Below are 18,649 nucleotides of genomic sequence, written 5' to 3'. Positions count from 1 at the left end.
GCGGATACCTTGAGGGCGTTCGGACTGGCAATGACTAATTCTCGACGGTCAGTTCGCGTCGATAAATCGTCGTTCCGTTGGTCACGTACAAGTGCGAGTGATCCGGTCCGGCCAGCACACAGCTTGTCAGTGGTTTTGTCGCATCGGGTTTCGGGAGCACTCCACACGGGCGACCCGTCGGATCAAAGATTTGCACGCCCAGGTCACTGGTGATGTAGTAGCGACCGAGCTTGTCGACGGCCGTTCCATCACCTTTGGATGCCTTCAGGTATTGGGGCGGTTCATTGAACTTGAACTCGCCTTTGGGATCGATTGGCAATCGCATTGGCAAGGTTGGCATCTTGGCATCGAGCACTCCGCCTTCGTTGACTCGGAAAGTCCAGCTTGATTCGCCGCCGTGATCCGAAACAACCAGCGTGCCGCCATCGTTGGACAATGCGATTCCGTTCGGGCGGGTGATGCCTTCGTCCACGGACGTCACTTCGCCGGATTGAATGTCGATGCGTGTGACTTGATGCGTTCGAGTCTCAGTGATGAACAAGTAACCTTCATCGGATACTGCGAGATCATTCGGAGCAACGTTCTCGGCAATCGTTTTCACTTCGCCGGATTTGGGATCAATCGAGATCACACGCTTTTGAGAACCTTGGCATGCGTAGAGCAAATCGTTTGGACCAAACATCAAACCGCTGACCGATTCTTTTGCAATGACAGACTTGCTTTGGTCATTCGCATCGACTCGGACAACGGCCGGAGCACGCATGTCGCAGTAGTAGAAGTTTCCATCTGCGTCGCTGCATGGTGCGTCCGAGAATCCGAGATCCTCGGCGACGACTTCCCAAGACTTGCCGGGAACCAGCAGGTTCAATAGCGTCAAATCGCCTCGCAGGTCATCGGAGGTGTCGACGGTAGGCGTGTGCGATTCGCTCCGCCACAACCATTTCATCGCCTCGGGGAATTGCATGCTGCCGAAGTCGGCGTTGTGCCCGTAGCCTTCGGCCCAATCCAATCGCACATCGTATCCCATGTAGTTCAGCGACGATTCCATGCGTTGATTGGCGATCGGCCAGTGACCGAAAGGATTGTCGTTGTCGCCGCTGGTGTCCGACATGTAAACGCGAATCGGTTTGGGCTCGGTCTTGCGGATCAAGGATGAATAAAGGTCTCCACCACGCAAGTTCACGAAGCTGCCGACGTTGGAGTAGACCTTGCGGAATTGATCGGGACGTTCCCAGGCGACCGTGAAAGCACAGATTGCACCGGAGCTGGACCCTCCAATCGCACGCATGTTTGGGTCGTCGGAAAGGTTGTATTTCTTCTCGACCTCGGGAAGGATTTCTTCCAACAGGAATCGGCTGTAGCGATCGCCAAGGCTGTCGTACTCAAAACCCCGGTTGGATGATTTGCGGCCTCTGCGAGGTTTCGATTTGTCGTGACCCGGATTGAGGAACACTGCGATCGTTGGTGGCATGTCGCCACTGGCAATCAAGTTGTCAAACACGGTCGGGATTCGCCAGCGGCCCTTGACGTCACGCATCCGCTCGCCATCTTGGAACACCATCAGAGCGGCGGGTTCGTTCTCGTTGTATTGAGCTGGAACATAAACGGCCCAATCGCGAATCGTGTTGTCGAAGATCTTTGAATTCCAAGGTGGCATCGATTCGACTTTGCCTTGCGGAACGTCTTCATTCACGACCGCGAGCGGATGTGGTTCCCATTTTGGCTTGGTTGAAGCCGGAGGGATGACCGTGGATTCAGCTTCGTCGTTCCACAGCCATTGCAACGCGTTAGGCAATTCTTCCCCGCCCCATTTGCCACTGTGCCCACCTTCCGTCATCACGAATTTGTACTGGTAGCCAGCGAACTGAAGTGCGGCGGCCATGTCACGGTTTGCGAGCGGCCAGTTGCCGTGCAAGTTGCTCAAGTCATCGCGGCCTTCTTGCAGGTAAACCTGAATTGGTTTGGGATCGGATTTGGTTTTGCGAATCAAAGCGGGATAGGCCCAGCCACCGCGAATGTTGGTGTAACTGCCGATGTGGCTGAGCACCTTGCCGAACTGGTCAGGGCGTTCCCAAGCCACAGTGAAGGCACAGATGCCTCCCGAGGAAATTCCAGCAACGGCGCGTCGTTTGGGATCAGAAGAAATGTTTCGATCTTTCAATGCAACCGGAAGGAATTCATCGATCAGAAATCCCGCGTAGCGATCGCCCAACGAGTCGTACTCGAACGAACGGTTGCTGCGATTTTTTGCACCTGGTTTGGTGGCGGGAACGGTGCCAGGATTGACGAAGACCGCGATCGTCGGTGGCAACGATCCGTTGGCGATCAAGTTGTCCAGCACGATCGGAACGCGGAACGAACCGTTTGGTTTGGCGTAGTTCATTCCATCCATGAACACCATTAAGTTCGCTGGTGTCTTCGGATCGTATTGCGATGGAACATAGACGGCGTAATCGCGTCGAGTTCCCGGGAACGTTTTGCTCTCATCGAACACGCCCTTGGTGACTTTGCCTTTCGGTACGCCTTCCTGAACCGTTCGGAGTGTGTCGTCGTCGGCTTGAGCGGGCGATGTCAGTGAAGAGACACAGGCGACTGCTAGCACCAGCAGATAAGTGCATGGCCGGATCCACGAAGCAAAACGCTTCCCAGATTGAAAGGTGGGCTGGGGACCGGTGGAGTGATGCATGGTGAATCGCTGGGTGGGATGGATTGGGGAGGGATCCTCGCTCGTAAGTTCGCGAGAGGGGGCTCTGATCATCGTTGCTGGAGAGACGCCAAGCAAGTCCGGCAGTCGGGTGATCGTGACGGGTGGGAAGATCGTGGGAGCGTGATAAGTTTCTGGCCCATTCACTCCGGCCCAAACGAACCAACCATGAACATCATTTCACTTCTGCCCAGCGCGACCGAGATTGTTTGCGAGTTGGGGCTGACAGACCAATTGGTGGGGGGTCACGCATGAGTGCGACTTTCCAATTGGCGTTGAGCAGCTTCCGAAGGTCACCCGAACTCTGATTCCGCATGATGCGACCAGCGGCGAGATCGACACGATGGTTCGGGAGCGGTTACAAACCGAGCGAGCGTTGTACTCGCTGGACATGCCAGTGGTGGAATCGTTGCGTCCCGACTTGATCGTGACGCAGGCCTTGTGCGACGTGTGCGCGGTGGCGGAGTCAGAGGTCAATGCGGCGGCGTGTTCCCTGCCCGGACAACCTCGTGTGGTGAACTTGGAACCAACCTCGCTGTCGGAAATGTTCGATTGCATCGCTTTGGTCGGCGAAGCAGCGAATTGTTCCGGCCGGGCATCGGCTCTGATTGAAAGTTTGCGGTTGCGAGTTCAACGGGTGCGGGAACGAACCACAGAGTTGCAATCACGGGCGGGAGTCCAAGTGCCGGATGTGATGTTGTTGGAATGGATTGATCCGCCGTTCAGCGCCGGGCACTGGAGCCCCGAGTTGGTTCGGATTGCGGGCGGCAAAGAATGTGTGGGCGAGGCAGGCGAACGTTCGGTGACGACATCATGGGATCGCATTCGAGAGGCGGATCCCGATGTGTTGTTCATCGCTTGCTGTGGTTTCAACGTGGCACGAACGTTGGAGGATCTGCCGATTTTGCGAAGCTATCCCGGTTGGTCGGAGATGAAGTGTGTTCGCGAAGGACGCGTCTATGTGGTCGACGGTTCCGCTTACTTCAGTCGTCCGGGGCCAAGGTTGGTCGATAGTTTGGAGATCCTGGCCAATGCGCTGCACCCGCAAGTTCATCCGCTGCCCAGTGACTTGCCAGCCGCGTTGCAATTGACATCGGAGCAACTTGTCGCCGATTGAAGGTTTGATTCAATCGATAAGTCGTCGCTCCACTTCGCAGCATCAATGTGCTTCAGGCGATGCGTTCTTCAGTGATGTGGGCCGTGCCGTCTGGATCGACGCGGCGGAAGAAGCAGCTTTCGTAGTTTTCGTGACAAGCGGCACCGGTTTGATCGACGGACAATAAAATCGTGTCCGCATCGCAGTCCACTCGGATTTCGCGAACGACTTGGGCGTGCCCGCTGGTGTCGCCCTTCCGCCAGAGTTTGCCTCGCGAACGACTGAAGTAGACGGCTCGGTTGCCCGAGATGGTTTCGTCCCATGCTTCGCGGTTCATCCATGCCAACATCAGCACTCGCCCTGTTGTCGCGTCTTGGGCGATCGCGGGGAGCAATGGTTGGCCGGTCTTGGGGCACGGGACGCCAGCATCAAAGTTTGGAATGGAGGATGACATGAAGGTGATTATGTATTGAGTTTGACGATGATTTTGCCGGCCAGGTGGCTGCTGTCTTCGAGCGTCGCGGATTCTTGCAGTGCGTGAGCTTGAGCCGCTTCGTCCAGAGGGAATCTGGCACTGATGTTGGCGGACAATTTGCCGGACGCCAACCAATTGGAAATGTCCTCCGCGGCGGTTTTCATTTCCATCGGTGTGGCTTTGAACATGACAAAGCCGTGCAGCGAGCATTCCTTGACGTAGAACGGACCAACTGGAAACGCCGGCTTGGCATCTCGTCCAGCCATCAAGACCATGCGGCCGCGGCCGGCCAACAGGTCGATGGCTTCGTCAAAGTTTGGTTCGCGACGCGTTTCCCAAAGCACGTTGACTCCATCGGGAGCAAACGCTTTGGTTCGATCCGAGATGGATTCGTCTTTGTAGAGGATGACTTCTTCCGCACCCAGGTCACGACAGACTTGTGCTTTGGCTTCGCTGCCCGCGGTCGTGATCACGCGAGCACCTTTGGCGGCGGCCATTTGCACGACCATCGATCCGACGCCACCACTTCCACCGATGACCAGGATGCTTTCGCCGGGCGACAGTTGGGCTTCGCGAAAAAGTCCGAGGTGAGCGGTGACGCCGACCAGGGCGCACGCGGCGGCGTCTTCGTAGGGAACCGGCTCCGGTATTTTGAACGCCCAATGCTCATCAACGGCTATCAGCTCGGACAAGGTTCCTTGGCGTCCGAGCAACCCTTGGTTGGTGCACCAAACGCGATCGCCGATCGACAGTCGTTTGACGCCGGGCCCAACACTTTCGACGACACCCGCAGCATCGCTTCCAGGTACAAACGGCAGCGGCAGTTCCATCGCAATGGTGCCGGAGCGGATGTACGTGTCGATTGGATTGATGGCCGAAGCGTAGACGCGAATCACGACTTGGCCGGTGCCCGGCGTGGGATCGGGAAGTTCTCCGATTTGGATGGAATCAGTGGGGCCTGGTTCGGTGATGTAGGCGGCTTTCATGGGGCAACTCGTTGGCAAAGACACTCATCGAACGGAATGATTCTGGATCTGGATAAGAGATCGAGAAATCGCTTGCCCATATATTTTAACGTTGCTTGGACGATTCGCGAATGCGAGTGACCCAATCCGTTGCAGTGATTCGAAGGTTCGCGATCGCCTGAAATTCAGGTGAGTCGGAAGCCGCGGAATCGGAATCGTTGGTGGCTTGTTTCAGACGCTCGACCCACTGGGAATCTTGGATCGCGGATTCGACTTCGGCAGCTTTCGCGACGTCTTCTTTGGGGGCGAAGTAACGCAGACATGACTTCAGCGTGTGAGACGCCGATCGCAATTTCTTTGTATCGCCTTGCTTGGCACCTTGTTTCAAGTTGGTCAGCAGCGTGGGGACCTCCATCAGGAACGCATCGCAAACAGAATCCATTGTGTCGGCGTCCCCGCCACAGTGCTTGGACAACTGCGATCGCCAATCCCAGTCCGTTTGGTCGGTTGTTTTTAAATCAGTCTGATTAGGGGGCGATTCCAAAGATGCGGAAGATTGATTCACCGTCGACGCCTCGGCCGAAACAGAGGGCTTTGGCAAATCACCGTCCTGAGGCAATTGTGGGGGCAACATTGCATCGAGCTCTGATGTTCGAGGAACCGCTGAAACACGTTCGAGTTCAGCGAGAAGCAACTCCAGGTCGACAGGTTTGGTGATGTAACCGTCCATGCCTGCTTCGCGACAAAGTTGACGATGTTGGTCCGTGACATGCGCGGTCAACGCGATGATTGGAGGCGGAGTTCGTCCCGCTTTGGAGAACTGTTCATGGATGATGCGAGTCGCTTCCGTGCCGTCCATGTTAGGCATTTGCAGATCCATCATGACGCAGTCGAATGTGTTGGTCGACAATCGCTCGACCGCAGCCTCGCCCGAATCAGCCGTTTGCACATGATGCCCGGAAGCCACCAATTGATCGTGAATGACCAAGCGGTTCGTGGCACTGTCATCGACAACCAACAGTCGATATCCGTTGGCGGGCTCGTGGGAGGCAGTGATCTGCGAGTCGTTGGATCGTTTCGGATCCGCCAACTGTTTGACGCCGGATGCGTATGATTCCGTCGCGGTGCGATCACCGTTCGATGATGTTGCTAGTCGGTTGCTGCGGCGTCGCTTTCGTTGGCCACGGCTGGATTGCAGCAGCGGTTTTCCTTGCAGCCACCGTCGAAGTTCATCCGGGTGCAACGGTTCAATCACAACCGCGTCTTCCCGTTTGGCTCGCCGAGGTGGGGACTCGCCCGCTCGCGTGATCCAAATCACTCGATCGCTGGACTTGCGGGCTCGGATTCGAAAGGCGGCATCCGCGGTTTGGTCGGTCAAAATCCAGTGCAAATGAACACAGCCAGGTTCCAGCATGGATGGTGTGCGGATTGGCCAGCGACAGTGCAGTAGCGTTTCTGCAATTGCATCTTGCATGGTCGTGTTGCCAACGGAGACCACCGCGGTGGCGCCCTGGGGAGCCGCTACGACCTTGCTCCCTTCGTCTTTCCCGGATTGTCCGTCCAGTGGCAATGCGAGTGCACACTGGAACTGGCTGCCCAGATTCACTTGACTGGTCACGGTGATGTCGCCACCCATTCGTTCAGCCAAACCACGGGCAATTGCCAGGCCCAAACCGGTTCCACCGAATTGCTTGTTCGTCCCGCGGTCGGCTTGCTCAAACGCATCAAAAATTCGCGATTGATTTTCGGGGGCGATGCCGATGCCGGTGTCCGAGACGGTTAGTTCAAACCAAGCCATCTGCGACGGATCGGCAGAGTCGTCCTGGGGTGTTGCAGCACTATCGTTCTTCGAGGTTGGGGCGTCGCCGATAGGGCTCAGTCGGAGGCTCACTTCGCCTTGGTTGGTGAACTTGATCGCGTTGCCTGCCAGGTTGATCACGATTTGACGGATTCGTTTTGGATCGGCGATGACTCGGCGAGGGGTGTCCGGATCAATGGACAGGCACAGCCGTACGGGCTTGTCGGCAACTCGAACGGCGAGGCATCCAAATGCATCTCCGATCACCTCGTGTAAATCCACAGGAACTGGATCGATCGCAACGCGTCCGGCTTCGATGGCGGCAAAGTCAAGAATGTCTTCAATGACGTCACGGAGTAATTCCGTGTTTTGAGCGATCAAGTTGACATAGCGTCGAGCCGAGTTGGGAAGCGTTTGTTGGGCCAACAGATCCGTCAGGCCTCGGATGCCTCCCAGTGGTGTTCTCAGTTCGTGTGAGATGCCGGCCATGAACTGCGTCTTGGTGCGGTTGGCCTGTTCGGCCGCCGCTTTCGCTTCCCGCATGGCTTCGAATGCGGCGCGTTGCAGCGTGACGTCGCGAATGATGACGGCTTGACCGGTCGCATCGCCCACCGGGATATGGTGAATGGACACTTCGCTTTCGAACGAACTGCCGTCGCCACGTCGGAGTCGCAATTGATGGCGTTCAGCCAACGGCAATCCGCCCCACTGATCGGACACCGGTGAAATTAAGTCGTTCAGTGGTCGTCCCACCAATCGACCGCCGCCTGCCTGCAACAATTCGCTGGCCGAAGGGTTGGCTTCCACAATCGAACGTTGAGCGTCGATCAACAGCACCGCGTCGCCGGCAGCATCGAACAACGCTCGCTTTCGCGCTTCGCTGTCACGAAGTGCGATTTCATTGCGGTGCTTTTCAGTGATGTCCCAAAAGATGATCTGAACGCCGACGCATTTTCCATTTTGGTCGTACTCGGGCGCCTTGAAGACTTGTGCAAAGCCAATTCGTCCATCGGATCCGGGATGCACTTCGACCTTGTCGACGGCGTGTCCGGTCGACATGACCAACAAGTCGTCGTTGCGATATTTCTCTCCGATGGATTCGCCAAACAACTCTGCGTCCGTGCTGCCGACGACGTCGACTGCGGTCATTCCAATGTCGGCGCAGAATTGCTCGTTGGCATAGGTGAAGACACCCTCCGTGCTTTTGCGAGCGACTTGCAGATGCATGCGATCGATCAGCGATTGAAAGGTTGTCTCGCTTTGATCGAGTCGGTGTTGCGTTTCCTGGCGTCGCGTGACTTCATTGCGAAGGGCGCGATTGACGCGACGAATTTGCAGTGACCGCCGGTGCACACGGTGCTGCAGCATGCGTTGGTGTTTGAGACGCGTGCGCAATCGGCCTTGCAAGTAGATGTGGAAATAGCCAGTGGCCATCAACGCGAAAAAAGTCCACAGGCGAACAGGCTCGATCCAAGCAAACGGTTCCGCTCCGGCCGCACCGGTGATTCTCTGCGCAATCGGGCCAAAGACATGCATCAACCCAATCGCGGCAACCGCAACACTTTGGATCGCGGTCATCCAAGTAACGAAGCGTCGGTGAAGCACCCGCCAAGCGAGCGGTAGCAGAATCAAATGAGCGACCACGACCGCCCAGTCCGGCGGCGTCATTGCATCAGCGATGGCGACCAAAAGAACAAGGATCACCCAGGATCGTGGACGTCGCCAAAGTTGTGTCCACCATCGTCGCATGAGTTCAAAGCTTTTTAGCGAGTTCTTCATCGGCGTGACGTTGCCACCAATGGTGTGCGTCTTCTTGCGTCCAGGGATATCGCGGTGCAAATGAATCCAAACGCTGAATCAAATCCGCCACCGAGCCCACACGGTCGTGTTTGTCCTTGGCCATGCAGGCTTGCACCAACGTATCCAGTTCGGAATCGATCGCCTCACCGCGATGCGTTTCGATCTCGAGTGGTTGTTGCGTCAGGATCAAGGCGAACATGGACTCGGGATCGCATTCTGCGAAAGGCGGTCGACCTGTCAGTAAAAAGTATAAGACACAGCCGAGCGAATAAACATCGCTTCGCGGGTCCATCACCGACGGAGCACGAAATCGCTCGGGCGCCATGTACATGGGGGTTCCCGCCCACACGGTTTCGGCAGTTTGAAAAACACCTTGGTTGGGTTCGAGCGGCTTAGCCAATCCAAAGTCAAACACCACCGCCCAGTCGCCGACGATGGTGTCGAAGCTCAGCATGATGTTTTGCGGCTTGAGATCGCGATGCATCAGGCCTTTGGAATGAGCCTCCAAGACGGCTTGGCAAACCTGTCGCATGATCCAGATCGCGCGAGCAGGACTTTGGTGGCCGCTTCGTGCGACGATCTCCGATAACGTGAGACCGTCGAGCAACTTCATCACACAGAACGCTTCTCCGTGTTCATTGCGACCGTAGTCGTAAATGGTCACGCTATGAGGACTGCTCAAACTGGCTGCCAAACGTGCCTCGCGGTCAAAGCGTCGATGATCGTCGTCGTCTTGCCGATCGACCCGAAGTACTTTCAGTGCAATGTCGCGGCCAAGTTCCGTGTGGCTGGCTCTGTAAACAACCCCCATGCCGCCCGCACCAAGTTCCTCGTGAATGTGGTATCGCCCGAGTGGTTGTTTGAGTGCCGAGGGCGCAGGGCCTTTTGCTAGTCGTTTGGCTACCAAAATGGGGGCGACGGAGGCGAGCGAAAGCAGCAACGCCCAAGGCCAAGTTGACGAAAGAGGGTACGCATCCTGGTTGGAGTCGCGTTCGACGATCAGTCCCATGCCAAATTCAGGAAGCCACTGCCAAACGCCGATGCACCACTTGCCGGTGTAAGTGCGGTAGCGCTGGCCATGCAACTGAGCTTCTGGGCTGTGAGAGACCGAGGCTGCGGCGATGGTTAGCGGGTTGACCGTGTGACCAAGCGACGACCCGCCTTCGGTATTGAACGACTCTGATTCGGTCGATAGATCCTGTTGATCGACCATTTGATTCAAGCGTGCTTCCGCCTCCGATGAGGTGGCGATCTCCGTCACCCGAAACTTTGCTCTCAATGCTGGCGGAACGTCCTCGGGAAGATTCACGCTATGCGTCTGCATGAACCCATCACGGTCGACCATGAACGCATCGACCGAGTTGGAATGGCTGATCGAAGACAAAGCTTCATTCAGCCATCGGTTGGTGTTCGGTGAAATGACAATCGCTGCACCGAGTACATCTGAACGACGAGCGTTTGTTCCTTCAGATGGTTTTGCAGTGTGTGCGTGAACCGGGACGATCCATGCCAACGGATTGATCTCAGAGGCATTCAGTTCATCGGCGAGCGTTTCGCCCAGCAACGTTGCCAAGGGTTCGGAAGCATGCAGAACAGTTCGTCCGCTGAGTGCTCTGGCCAAGTCGGCCGCACCGTCGGGAGGAAGCCGAGTGGAAGCTTGATCGACCATCGAGCGGATGTTTCCGTTGGCAAAAACGATCGCTAGCGGTTGCAGGTCCCGACTGAAGAAAATGACATCCGGGGTTTGGAAAGCTGGCAAGCCGTGAGAGCTCAACTCCGATGACTGCGACTTCAAGTTTCGCACTGCATCCGAGAACTGCTGGATGATTTCATCCGCTGAGCCGGAAAGTTCTGCTGTGGAGTCGAACCTTGTTAGCGATTGAATCGCTTCTTGAACGTCAGGTTGTCCCGCCAAGTCGATCGCGAATAGTTGATCGCGATGGAGAAGCTGTTTGATTTTGAGGGTGGAGTAGTCGAGTGCCAGCGACAGTGATTGCTGAGCGGATTTTTCTGCTTGCTGTTGAATCCGACGGTCGACCCAAGCCGCCACCAGCCAGATGCAAATGATGGTGGTTGCGGCGAGCAGCCAAACCAACCAGTTGTATTGCTTGGCTCGGTCGATGGGGCCAATCGAGGTCAACGTTTTGCGATGTTGTCCGCCTGGCCGCTGCGGGCGATCGGAATCGTGACGCGGCATCGCGTGGGTGCGTTGAGCGGCATGAACCGTATGCCCATCGCTGGCGTCTCGAGACGCGGAAATGGGGTCAGCGGTCGGCGATTGGTCGCCGTTGGAATCGGGCGTTGAACCCGAAGCTGTCTCCGCCATCGACCGGATCGCTCGAGCCACTTCGGAACCGGTGGTTTCTCGCGGTGTTGGAAGTCCCTGGCCAAATGGAGACGACGCGCTACCAGATTTTCGCCTGTTGGCTGCGCCTTCGACGCGAGCTGCGTTGGGGTCGTGTTCGGCCAACAAGGAAAGAACTTCCCGGATCAGTTCTTCATCGCCGGAGGCTTGGTCGCGAATGAATTTTTCTCTCGCGTCTTCCTCGATTTCCTCGGCTTCCCAGAACAGGTCGCGGACACGCTGGTAACGATCCGCATCCATCATGAGGTGGGCGATTCGTCGTCGGCGTTCGCTTGGTTGACACTGGCGTCCTGGGTTTCTTCCTCCGGATCACGCAGTTCGCGTCGCATCCAGGCTCGAGCCATTGCCCATTCCTTTTCGACGGTGCGAAGTCCCAGGTTGAGTTCTGCGGCAATCTCTTTCATGCCTAAGCCACCGAAGAACCGGAGTTCAACGACACGGGCTTGGCGTGGGCTCAAGCTGGCCAATTGCAGCAGCAGTTCGTCCAAAGCGACGACATCGTCATCTTGATCGAGAAGAAAGGTGACTTCGTCGTCGAGCTGACGTCGGATCCAGCCGCCGCCACGTTTCTGGGCTTGGGTTCGGCGAGCGTGGTCGACGAGGATTCGCCGCATGACCGTGGCACCAATGGCAAAGAAATGCGTCTTGCCCTGCCAGTCCACATGGTCTTGATCGACCATCCGCACATAGGCTTGGTGAACGAGTGAGGAACTGCTCAGCCGCTCGCGCCGCGGTTCAGATTGAAGGAACCGGCCCGCCATCCGACGCAAGTCATCGTACAGAAACGAAAACATCTGATCGGTTTTAGCCGCGTCACCGTTTTGACTACTTTGCAAGATTTGCGTGATCGATGACATCAACGAGGCTCAGTGGGACAGTGACCAAACTTTGGCGACAGATAAGGTTTGGGAGTGAATGTCAACGATCTCAGTGACTTCTACAGAGTAACCCCCTGCCATTGCGATTGCTACCGGCAAATCGTTCTGACGACACCACCTGAGGACCATCTCGTCTCGCTGACGCAATCCTTGCATGGTCAACGAAAGACGACCAAGCCGATCGTTTTGAAACGGATCGGCGCCCGCGAGGTAAACGATCAAGTCAAATTGACCTGATTGTGTTTGATGGCAATCGAGTTGCCCAAGGGTGGTTCGCAACGCTTCGCAGTAGTCCTCGTCCCCCGTTCCGTCCGGCAGGCTGACATCCAAATCGCTGGGCATCTTCCGCAGGGGAAAGTTTTTGACCCCGTGAACGGAACAGGTGAAAACGCTGGGGTCGTCCTTCAGGATCGAAGCGGTTCCGTTTCCTTGATGGACATCCAAGTCGATGATTGCGGCTCGCTCGATCAGTCCCTCCGCCTGCAGCGTTCGGATGGCGACCGCGGCATCGTTGAACACGCAGTATCCTTCTCCTTCGCCCGCGAAAGCGTGATGAGTGCCGCCGGCGAGGTTGGCGGAGACTCCTTCGGTGAGTGCCGCCCGCGCGGCCGATATCGTGGCCCCGGTGCTCCGGCGAGAACGCTCCACCATCTTTGGCGACCATGGAAATCCGATTCGTCGGATTTCTTGCTTGGTCAACGCTCCTGCCTGAACTCGTTGGACATAGTCCGATGTGTGGCAGGTCAGCAATTGTTCGTCCGTCGCGGCTTGCGGAACGATCAGAGCGTCGTCGCGGTGATATTCCGATTCGACCACCCTCTGCCGCAACAGCCGATACTTGGACATCGGAAACCGGTGCCCGTCAGGCAGAGGCAGATCGAAATGATCGGTGTAGTACAGACGCAATGCAGGCGAGTTGGCTGAGGGTTAAACTTGGTGCTGTGACCTCGACAGCACGTTCCATTGCAACACCTTATCGCACCCGACAAGACGAATGAATCCAGACCCATCCTCCACTCCAAACGTGCATCATCCAGATTCGGCGACTTCGATGGATCCGCAAGCGATCGATTCCGGTGGCACAACGTTGTCCGGTTGGGCATTTCAAGGAATGGTGGTCACGTTTGGATTGACCATGGGTTGTGTGTTCATGGGCGCGATCCTTTGGATGATCGGCGGAGACGAACCTCCCCAGGGCAATCAGACGATCTTTGTGCTGATTGGTGTTGTGGCGTTGGTGGCAAACACGGTGGTTGCATTCCTCGTGCCTGCGATGCAGCGATCCGCTGCGGCGACCAAATTGAGAGCCGCTGAGGGTGCCGTTGCTTCCGCTCGTAGTTGGTCGCAATGGCCCGAACGTGAACCGATGCCGATGCCACTGAGTCAGTTTTGCCAGACGGATCAAACAGCTCGTTTGATCGGGCAGTCGGTCATGGAAGGCACCGCGATCATCAATTTCGTCATGATGTTTTTGACACGTTCGCCAGTCAACTTGTTGTGTGCCCTGGTGGCTTTGTTGGGTGTTGTTGCGATGTTTCCGACGATCAGTCGGATGCGAATCCGCATCGCTTCTGCCTTGGAAGCCTAGGTCCACAAAGTCGAACTTTCGAGCACTTCCTCCCTCCGCTGTTTCAGCATCCCTCCTGCCAACGAATCCTTATGAAGAAACTACGAACGAAAAACAACATCGCCGACTCGATGCTTTGGAGCGGTGTTGTTGTCCTGCTGGTCAGTTGGGTGTTGCAACCGGTCGCTTCCGTCCACTCAGAAGACACATTGCCGGAACAAACTTCGGTGGAGAACGCCGATGCTTCCGACACCCTGCCGGAGCTGAAAACTTTGGATGGGCACTTTCCGTTTGATGTTCCTGAAACGCTGCAGCAATGGGAGTCACGAGCGGAGAAGCTTCGAACACGAGTTGCGATGGCGACGGGGTTGCATCCGATGCTGCCTCGGCCACCGATCGAGGCGACCATCCATTCCGTTGTGGAACGAGATGGTTTCCAAATCGAAAAGGTTTACTTTGAGAGTTTGCCCGGGCATTTCGTCACCGGGTTGTTGTTCCGTCCCGCCGGCGAGAATGCTGAACGTGGGTTGAATGCGGCTGGCAAGCGTCCCGCTGTGTTGTGCCCGCACGGGCATGGTGGCCGGATGATGCGGAACGATGCCGAAACGATGGAAAGGTTGATCGCCAATGGCGATGAAATGCATTTGGAATCAGGCAGTCATCCAAAACTGGCTCGTTGTGCGACACTGGCTCGCATGGGATGCGTGACGTTTATCTTTGACATGGTTGGCTACGCGGATTCGGTACAGCTCAGCTATGAGTTTGCTCACCGTCGGCACGCCACCCGAGAAGAAGAGAGTGTGCCCGCTGGATCGGATCCCGAGCTGTTCTTTAGCACTCCGGCCGATGCGCGTTTGCAATCGATTCTGGGGCTTCAGACCTACAATGCTTTGCGATCATTTGATTTCTTGGCGTCGTTGGATGAAGTCGATCCGGAACGTTTGGCGGTGACGGGTGGCAGTGGTGGCGGGACCCAAACCATTCTGTTGGATGCGTTGGAGCCACGAATCGCGGCCAGCTTTCCCAATGGGATGGTTTCGACATCGATGCAAGGCGGATGTGCGTGCGAGAATGCTTGCTTGCTTCGGATCGGAACGGGGAATGTCGAGCTGGCCGCTTTGATGGCTCCCAAGCCAATGGGAATGACGGCGGCGGACGACTGGACGATCGAGATGATGTCGGACGGGTACCCGGAGCTGAAGCAATTGTATTCGATGATGAATCAACCTGAGAACGTGTTGTGTGAATCGTTGGTCCAGTTCAAACACAATTACAACTACGTGACTCGCCGGATCATGTATGGATGGATGAACGAGCACCTCGATCTTGGTTTGGAGACACCGATCGTCGAAATTGATTTTCCTGCCATCACGGATGAAGAGGGCGCGGTGTGGGACGAAGGACACCCTGCACCAACTGAGCGTGGACCCAAGCACGAGCAATCGGTGTTGAGTTGGTGGAACGGAGAGAGTGGACAACTGCTCGAAGATTGCCTCGGCCAGTCCGCCACCGCGAAAGGATTTGACCAAAAGATTCGCCCTGCCTTGGCGACTTTGTTCGATCTGCCGATGCCCGAAACTTCGGGTGTGTCGGTGAAGTACTCGGCGCCAGTCGAGCACGACTCGGGGGCAATGGTGGTTTCTGGCGTCGTGATCGATGAGGCTCGTCGTCGTGAGATCCCGATTCGGAAATGGGTTGCAAAGTCAGACAGCGAGACGTCGTCAGCGGGCACTGCGATCTGGATTCATTCCGCTGCCGGCGAATCAACAGACACACCGGAATGGTCGGACGCTTTTGCGGCTCAGTTGGATCGATTCAACACCATTGTTGTGATCGACATCGCGGAGATGCCAACTGATGCCGACGAAGGAAAGCAGCGAACGAATCCGCAGCCTCGACGAGCGTCGGCTGCGTTCACTTATGGTTACAACCGGCCGTTGGCTTCCACGCGATGCGCGGATGTTCTCGCGGTGGTTTCCGCATTTCAAAACCCGCCCGGTGGCGTGAGCTTAGTCGCACCGGAAGGTTCCGCTGCTTATGCCTTGGCGGCTGCAGCGATCGCGGGGCCGTTCTTGGAGGACGCGGTGATCGATGTGAGTGGTTTCCGATTCGCGAATCTTCTTCACCAAGACGATGAGGACTTTGTTCCCGGCATGGTGAAGTACGGTGACGTCGATGCCCTGGCCGCTTGGCGTGCGCCGTATGCCCTGACGATCCGTGATTCAGGTGGAAAAAATTGGGCGACAACGAAAGCGATCTACCAGGCTCGTGATGCCTCGGATCAAGTTCGTTGCCAAGCGAGTCAATGATTCGCCGGCGCATAAAAAAGGCCCGAGCGAACTCGGGCCTGATGTCGCTGGCATGGGATTCATGCCAGCTTGATTTCATTAGAGTGATGGATCATTCCGCGGCGGCTTCGGGCAGGTCTTTGTCGACCCATCCCCATCCTCCACGGCCGCCATCGACGCGGCTTTGAACATCGTCCATGGTTTCAAGTGCGGTGGGCTCCCAGAAGTTTTTCAGTGCTTCGCGATCGAGTGGTTCCAATGAACGGAACAAACGGAAGCCGACTCCGCGAGATGGATCGTCGGTGAACCACCAAGGGCTTTTGGGGAAGTTCGGATCTTCGTTCTTCCATTCATCATCGTCCGATGCCAGTCGAGCGGCACTGCGAAGTTCCGGTGGATCGCTTTCCCAGCTGCCACCACGAGAGACGCACGGCCAAGGATTTTCTGGCCAACGAACCGCGTCAATCGCGTTGTCGACGGGCGATTCCTTCAGCCACTGGTAGCCTTCTTCCGAGTACTCGTTGACGGTCCATTCGGCCGCGTTGCCGTGCATGTCATGCAGGCCAAACGGGTTGGGCTTTTTGGTTCCCACGTGAGCCGGGCCGTCGTATGAATTGTCGAAGTACCAAGCGTAGTCTTCGATGTCGTCGGCACTGTCGCCCCAACTGTAAGCGGTCGTGGTTCCACCGCGTGCGGCGTATTCCCACTCGGCCTCGGTTGGCAAGCGGTACTGGTGATCCGTGATCAGGCTCAACCACTTCGTGAATTGCTGTGCCGCGTACTGCGTCATCGTCACGGCAGGTTGCTCGGGTTCCTCGCCGTACTCGTAGGTGAAGGATGGGTCGTACAACTCCGTCGGCGCGGTGATCGAGTCGGCCAAGTTGGAATCGTCGACGGTACGAATGCCTTCGGCTTCAAATGATTTGAAGACGGCATACATTCGCATGTATTCCTTGTACATCGCCCAGGTCGTTTCCGTTTTGGCGACCCACATCGGCGAGACATTGATCTCAACCGTTGGCCCTTCGTCGTCGGCACGTGGGTCCGCGTCTTCGGGGCTGCCCATTGTGAACTTGCCACCGGGAATAGGAATCATCTCGAACGTGATGTCGGTTCCGGGAATCTTTTGCGTGTAGGGGACCATGAATCGACCGTCGCCCAAATCGACGGAGGGGCCTTCGGCTGGCTTTTCGCTGGCGATCCCAACCGTGGCGGCTTGACTGGATTCAGCAGCGGCTTCTTGGCCGTGAGCCGAGTTCAGGGCACCGGATGGAAGGATCGATCCCGCTGCCATCGAGCAGACGGCAGCGATACCGAGTGGGCGGAGAGAGCGTTTCAAATCAAACGTCATGGTGTGACAAATTGAGCAAGTGAGTGGATCGGAGGTCTTTTTGACAACCATCCAGTTTAGTCGAAAAAGCCAGTCACCTGAATGCGTTTTTGGTGTGAAACTCGGCTCGGATCAGCCCGCCACGAACCGAGCGGGGGATCGTTGATCCCTGGTTGGGACCAGCTCGAAGACATCGATGCTGCCGCAATCCACCAAATCGCCGGGGTAGTTGGCTGCGATCAGGTTTTTGCCGCCCTGGGTCAATTTCAATCGCTCGGCGAGCGTCTCAGAGCTGTTGACACCATCGTGGGTGATGCAGTGCTGCCACGCCGACAAAGCGATCGCTCCCGAATCATTGAGCAGCTCAATCGGGCCGTCATAAAATCGCGGCGAATCGGCCAGTCGTTGATGGCACATGGCGATGATGGCCCCCGCGAGAAGCACGTCTTCGGCGGTCACGCACCCGTTGGTGCCCGCGCACACAATTCTCGCAAAAGCATTTTCGTCTTGGTTGGCCGAATGCCACTTCACCAACCGATCGATGACCGCGGACAAGTTGGCAAAACAAGCCAGCCACATTTTTTCGCATTGTTCAGCCGCCCGGATCGCGGCGGTTCCGTTGGTGGTCGTCAGCACCAAATCGCGTTCACCAACCCCGGCGGGCGAATACTCCCCGGGGGAGTTGCCATAGTCGAACCCTACGATCGGTTGGCAGCCTCGTTCGCCGCACAGCAGCGGCACATTGTCGGGCTCCGCGGAAGATTTTATTGCAAATGCTTCTTCGATTTCACCGCAAGTCGTGATCGATTTAGCTCCCGCGGACAGTGCCGTCGTGGCGACCGTGGTTGCTCGCAAAACGTCGATCACCACCGCGACGGAAGCTGGGGCTCGTTCAGATTCGCCGGCGGAATTGGGCGTCAGCCAAGTTTCAATTTTCATGATGGTCGGAATCAGGAGATAAGTCAGGGACGCGTCAGGATGCGAGGACGCTCAGTAGCGATCTTGTTCGGCTTCCGCCCACACATCGGCGTGGTCGGAATTGTCAAAATGGACATGAATCACGCTGGGGCTACAACACACCGGACAATCTTCGACATACTGTTGGTCGCGTCCAGCGGCGATGTCCAGCGGGATCACGATTTCTTCGCCACAGTTGTCGCAGACATAGGTGCCGTCCAGTGCCGCATCAGTGGATGCTGATTCGGATGAGTTCCAATCGTCCTGGTGAGGCACCGGGTCATCGTTCAGCAATTGCTGCCACTCCGGCACGAGATCGCCATCCGAATCCTCGTGAGTTGATCGGTTTGGATCGTCGAGATCGTCCGAGTCGTGGTTGCTCATGTTTTCAACGTCATCATTTTCGTTTCTCAAGTTCAATCAGCG

General features: G+C 56.6%; 13 protein-coding genes. 3 read left to right on the top strand and 10 right to left on the bottom strand.

The genetic code is table 11. The features are described from left to right. Positions 1–34: 34 nt before the first annotated feature. Positions 35–2,686: an alpha/beta hydrolase-fold protein gene (locus CEE69_RS19960; RefSeq protein ID WP_233215437.1), complete on the bottom strand. Its 2,652-nt coding sequence runs from the start codon at positions 2,684–2,686 to the stop codon at positions 35–37. Positions 2,687–3,047: 361 nt separating this feature from the next. Between CEE69_RS19960 and CEE69_RS19955 the strand changes: the two genes are divergently transcribed. Next, a complete protein-coding gene (locus CEE69_RS19955; RefSeq protein ID WP_233215436.1) occupies positions 3,048–3,821 on the top strand; it encodes a cobalamin-binding protein in 774 nt (257 codons plus the stop codon). Between the two features lie 52 nt (positions 3,822–3,873). On the opposite strand, the gene hisI is transcribed toward CEE69_RS19955, so the two are convergent. From hisI to CEE69_RS19925, 6 genes are all read right to left on the bottom strand, one after another. After that, positions 3,874–4,254 (bottom strand): phosphoribosyl-AMP cyclohydrolase, encoded by a 381-nt coding sequence (gene hisI / locus CEE69_RS19950; protein WP_099262380.1) that lies wholly within the window; start codon positions 4,252–4,254, stop codon positions 3,874–3,876. Positions 4,255–4,262: 8 nt separating this feature from the next. Continuing rightward, positions 4,263–5,261 (bottom strand): NADPH:quinone reductase, encoded by a 999-nt coding sequence (locus tag CEE69_RS19945; RefSeq protein ID WP_099262379.1) that lies wholly within the window; start codon positions 5,259–5,261, stop codon positions 4,263–4,265. Between the two features lie 85 nt (positions 5,262–5,346). Next, complete coding sequence (locus CEE69_RS19940; RefSeq protein WP_099262378.1) at positions 5,347–8,787, bottom strand: hybrid sensor histidine kinase/response regulator; 3,441 nt, start codon at positions 8,785–8,787, stop codon at positions 5,347–5,349. Positions 8,788–8,791: 4 nt separating this feature from the next. Beyond that, the gene (locus CEE69_RS19935) at positions 8,792–11,446 is read right to left on the bottom strand and encodes a serine/threonine-protein kinase (protein ID WP_099262377.1); all 2,655 of its coding nucleotides are present in this window, start codon (positions 11,444–11,446) and stop codon (positions 8,792–8,794) included. Then, positions 11,443–12,060 carry an ECF-type sigma factor gene (locus tag CEE69_RS19930; RefSeq protein ID WP_099262376.1) on the bottom strand — a complete coding sequence of 206 codons (618 nt, stop codon included), beginning with the start codon at positions 12,058–12,060 and terminating at the stop codon, positions 11,443–11,445. The genes CEE69_RS19935 and CEE69_RS19930 overlap by 4 nt, the downstream gene beginning before the upstream one ends. Before the next feature lie 9 nt (positions 12,061–12,069). Then, a complete protein-coding gene (locus CEE69_RS19925) occupies positions 12,070–12,927 on the bottom strand; it encodes a histone deacetylase family protein (protein WP_233215434.1) in 858 nt (285 codons plus the stop codon). Between the two features lie 148 nt (positions 12,928–13,075). Between CEE69_RS19925 and CEE69_RS19920 the strand changes: the two genes are divergently transcribed. Next, positions 13,076–13,669, top strand: a complete 594-nt coding sequence (locus CEE69_RS19920) for a hypothetical protein (RefSeq protein ID WP_099262374.1) — start codon at positions 13,076–13,078, stop codon at positions 13,667–13,669. A 71-nt stretch (positions 13,670–13,740) separates the two neighbouring features. Then, positions 13,741–15,957 (top strand): acetylxylan esterase, encoded by a 2,217-nt coding sequence (locus tag CEE69_RS19915; RefSeq protein WP_233215433.1) that lies wholly within the window; start codon positions 13,741–13,743, stop codon positions 15,955–15,957. A gap of 91 nt (positions 15,958–16,048) precedes the next feature. Here the strand turns inward: CEE69_RS19915 and CEE69_RS19910 are convergent, their stop codons facing one another. The 3 genes from CEE69_RS19910 to CEE69_RS19900 form a co-directional block, all read right to left on the bottom strand. Beyond that, positions 16,049–17,287 carry a formylglycine-generating enzyme family protein gene (locus CEE69_RS19910; RefSeq protein WP_099262373.1) on the bottom strand — a complete coding sequence of 413 codons (1,239 nt, stop codon included), beginning with the start codon at positions 17,285–17,287 and terminating at the stop codon, positions 16,049–16,051. A 111-nt stretch (positions 17,288–17,398) separates the two neighbouring features. After that, entirely contained in the window at positions 17,399–18,205 is an 807-nt protein-coding gene (locus CEE69_RS19905) for a 2-phosphosulfolactate phosphatase (RefSeq protein WP_099262372.1), read from the bottom strand. A gap of 51 nt (positions 18,206–18,256) precedes the next feature. Further along, positions 18,257–18,607: a CPXCG motif-containing cysteine-rich protein gene (locus CEE69_RS19900; RefSeq protein ID WP_099262450.1), complete on the bottom strand. Its 351-nt coding sequence runs from the start codon at positions 18,605–18,607 to the stop codon at positions 18,257–18,259. Positions 18,608–18,649 lie beyond the last annotated feature (42 nt).

The organism is Rhodopirellula bahusiensis, from assembly GCF_002727185.1.
Classification (GTDB): Bacteria; Planctomycetota; Planctomycetia; order Pirellulales; family Pirellulaceae; genus Rhodopirellula; species Rhodopirellula bahusiensis.
Note: the sequence above shows the minus strand (reverse complement) of the source record. Positions and strands in the feature narration are given on the sequence as shown.

Excerpts from the sequence above, each read along its gene's own strand:
- CEE69_RS19935 (WP_099262377.1), bottom strand. The coding sequence starts at position 11,446 with ATGATGGATGCGGATCGTTACCAGCGTGTCCGCGACCTGTTCTGGGAA.
- CEE69_RS19925 (WP_233215434.1), bottom strand. The coding sequence starts at position 12,927 with ATGTCCAAGTATCGGCTGTTGCGGCAGAGGGTGGTCGAATCGGAATAT.
- hisI (WP_099262380.1), bottom strand. The coding sequence starts at position 4,254 with ATGTCATCCTCCATTCCAAACTTTGATGCTGGCGTCCCGTGCCCCAAG.
- CEE69_RS19960 (WP_233215437.1), bottom strand. The coding sequence starts at position 2,686 with ATGCATCACTCCACCGGTCCCCAGCCCACCTTTCAATCTGGGAAGCGT.
- CEE69_RS19900 (WP_099262450.1), bottom strand. The coding sequence starts at position 18,607 with ATGAGCAACCACGACTCGGACGATCTCGACGATCCAAACCGATCAACT.
- CEE69_RS19920 (WP_099262374.1), top strand. The coding sequence starts at position 13,076 with ATGAATCCAGACCCATCCTCCACTCCAAACGTGCATCATCCAGATTCG.
- CEE69_RS19915 (WP_233215433.1), top strand. The coding sequence starts at position 13,741 with ATGAAGAAACTACGAACGAAAAACAACATCGCCGACTCGATGCTTTGG.
- CEE69_RS19910 (WP_099262373.1), bottom strand. The coding sequence starts at position 17,287 with ATGACGTTTGATTTGAAACGCTCTCTCCGCCCACTCGGTATCGCTGCC.
- CEE69_RS19905 (WP_099262372.1), bottom strand. The coding sequence starts at position 18,205 with ATGAAAATTGAAACTTGGCTGACGCCCAATTCCGCCGGCGAATCTGAA.
- CEE69_RS19955 (WP_233215436.1), top strand. The coding sequence starts at position 3,048 with ATGGTTCGGGAGCGGTTACAAACCGAGCGAGCGTTGTACTCGCTGGAC.
- CEE69_RS19945 (WP_099262379.1), bottom strand. The coding sequence starts at position 5,261 with ATGAAAGCCGCCTACATCACCGAACCAGGCCCCACTGATTCCATCCAA.
- CEE69_RS19940 (WP_099262378.1), bottom strand. The coding sequence starts at position 8,787 with ATGCGACGATGGTGGACACAACTTTGGCGACGTCCACGATCCTGGGTG.
- CEE69_RS19930 (WP_099262376.1), bottom strand. The coding sequence starts at position 12,060 with ATGTCATCGATCACGCAAATCTTGCAAAGTAGTCAAAACGGTGACGCG.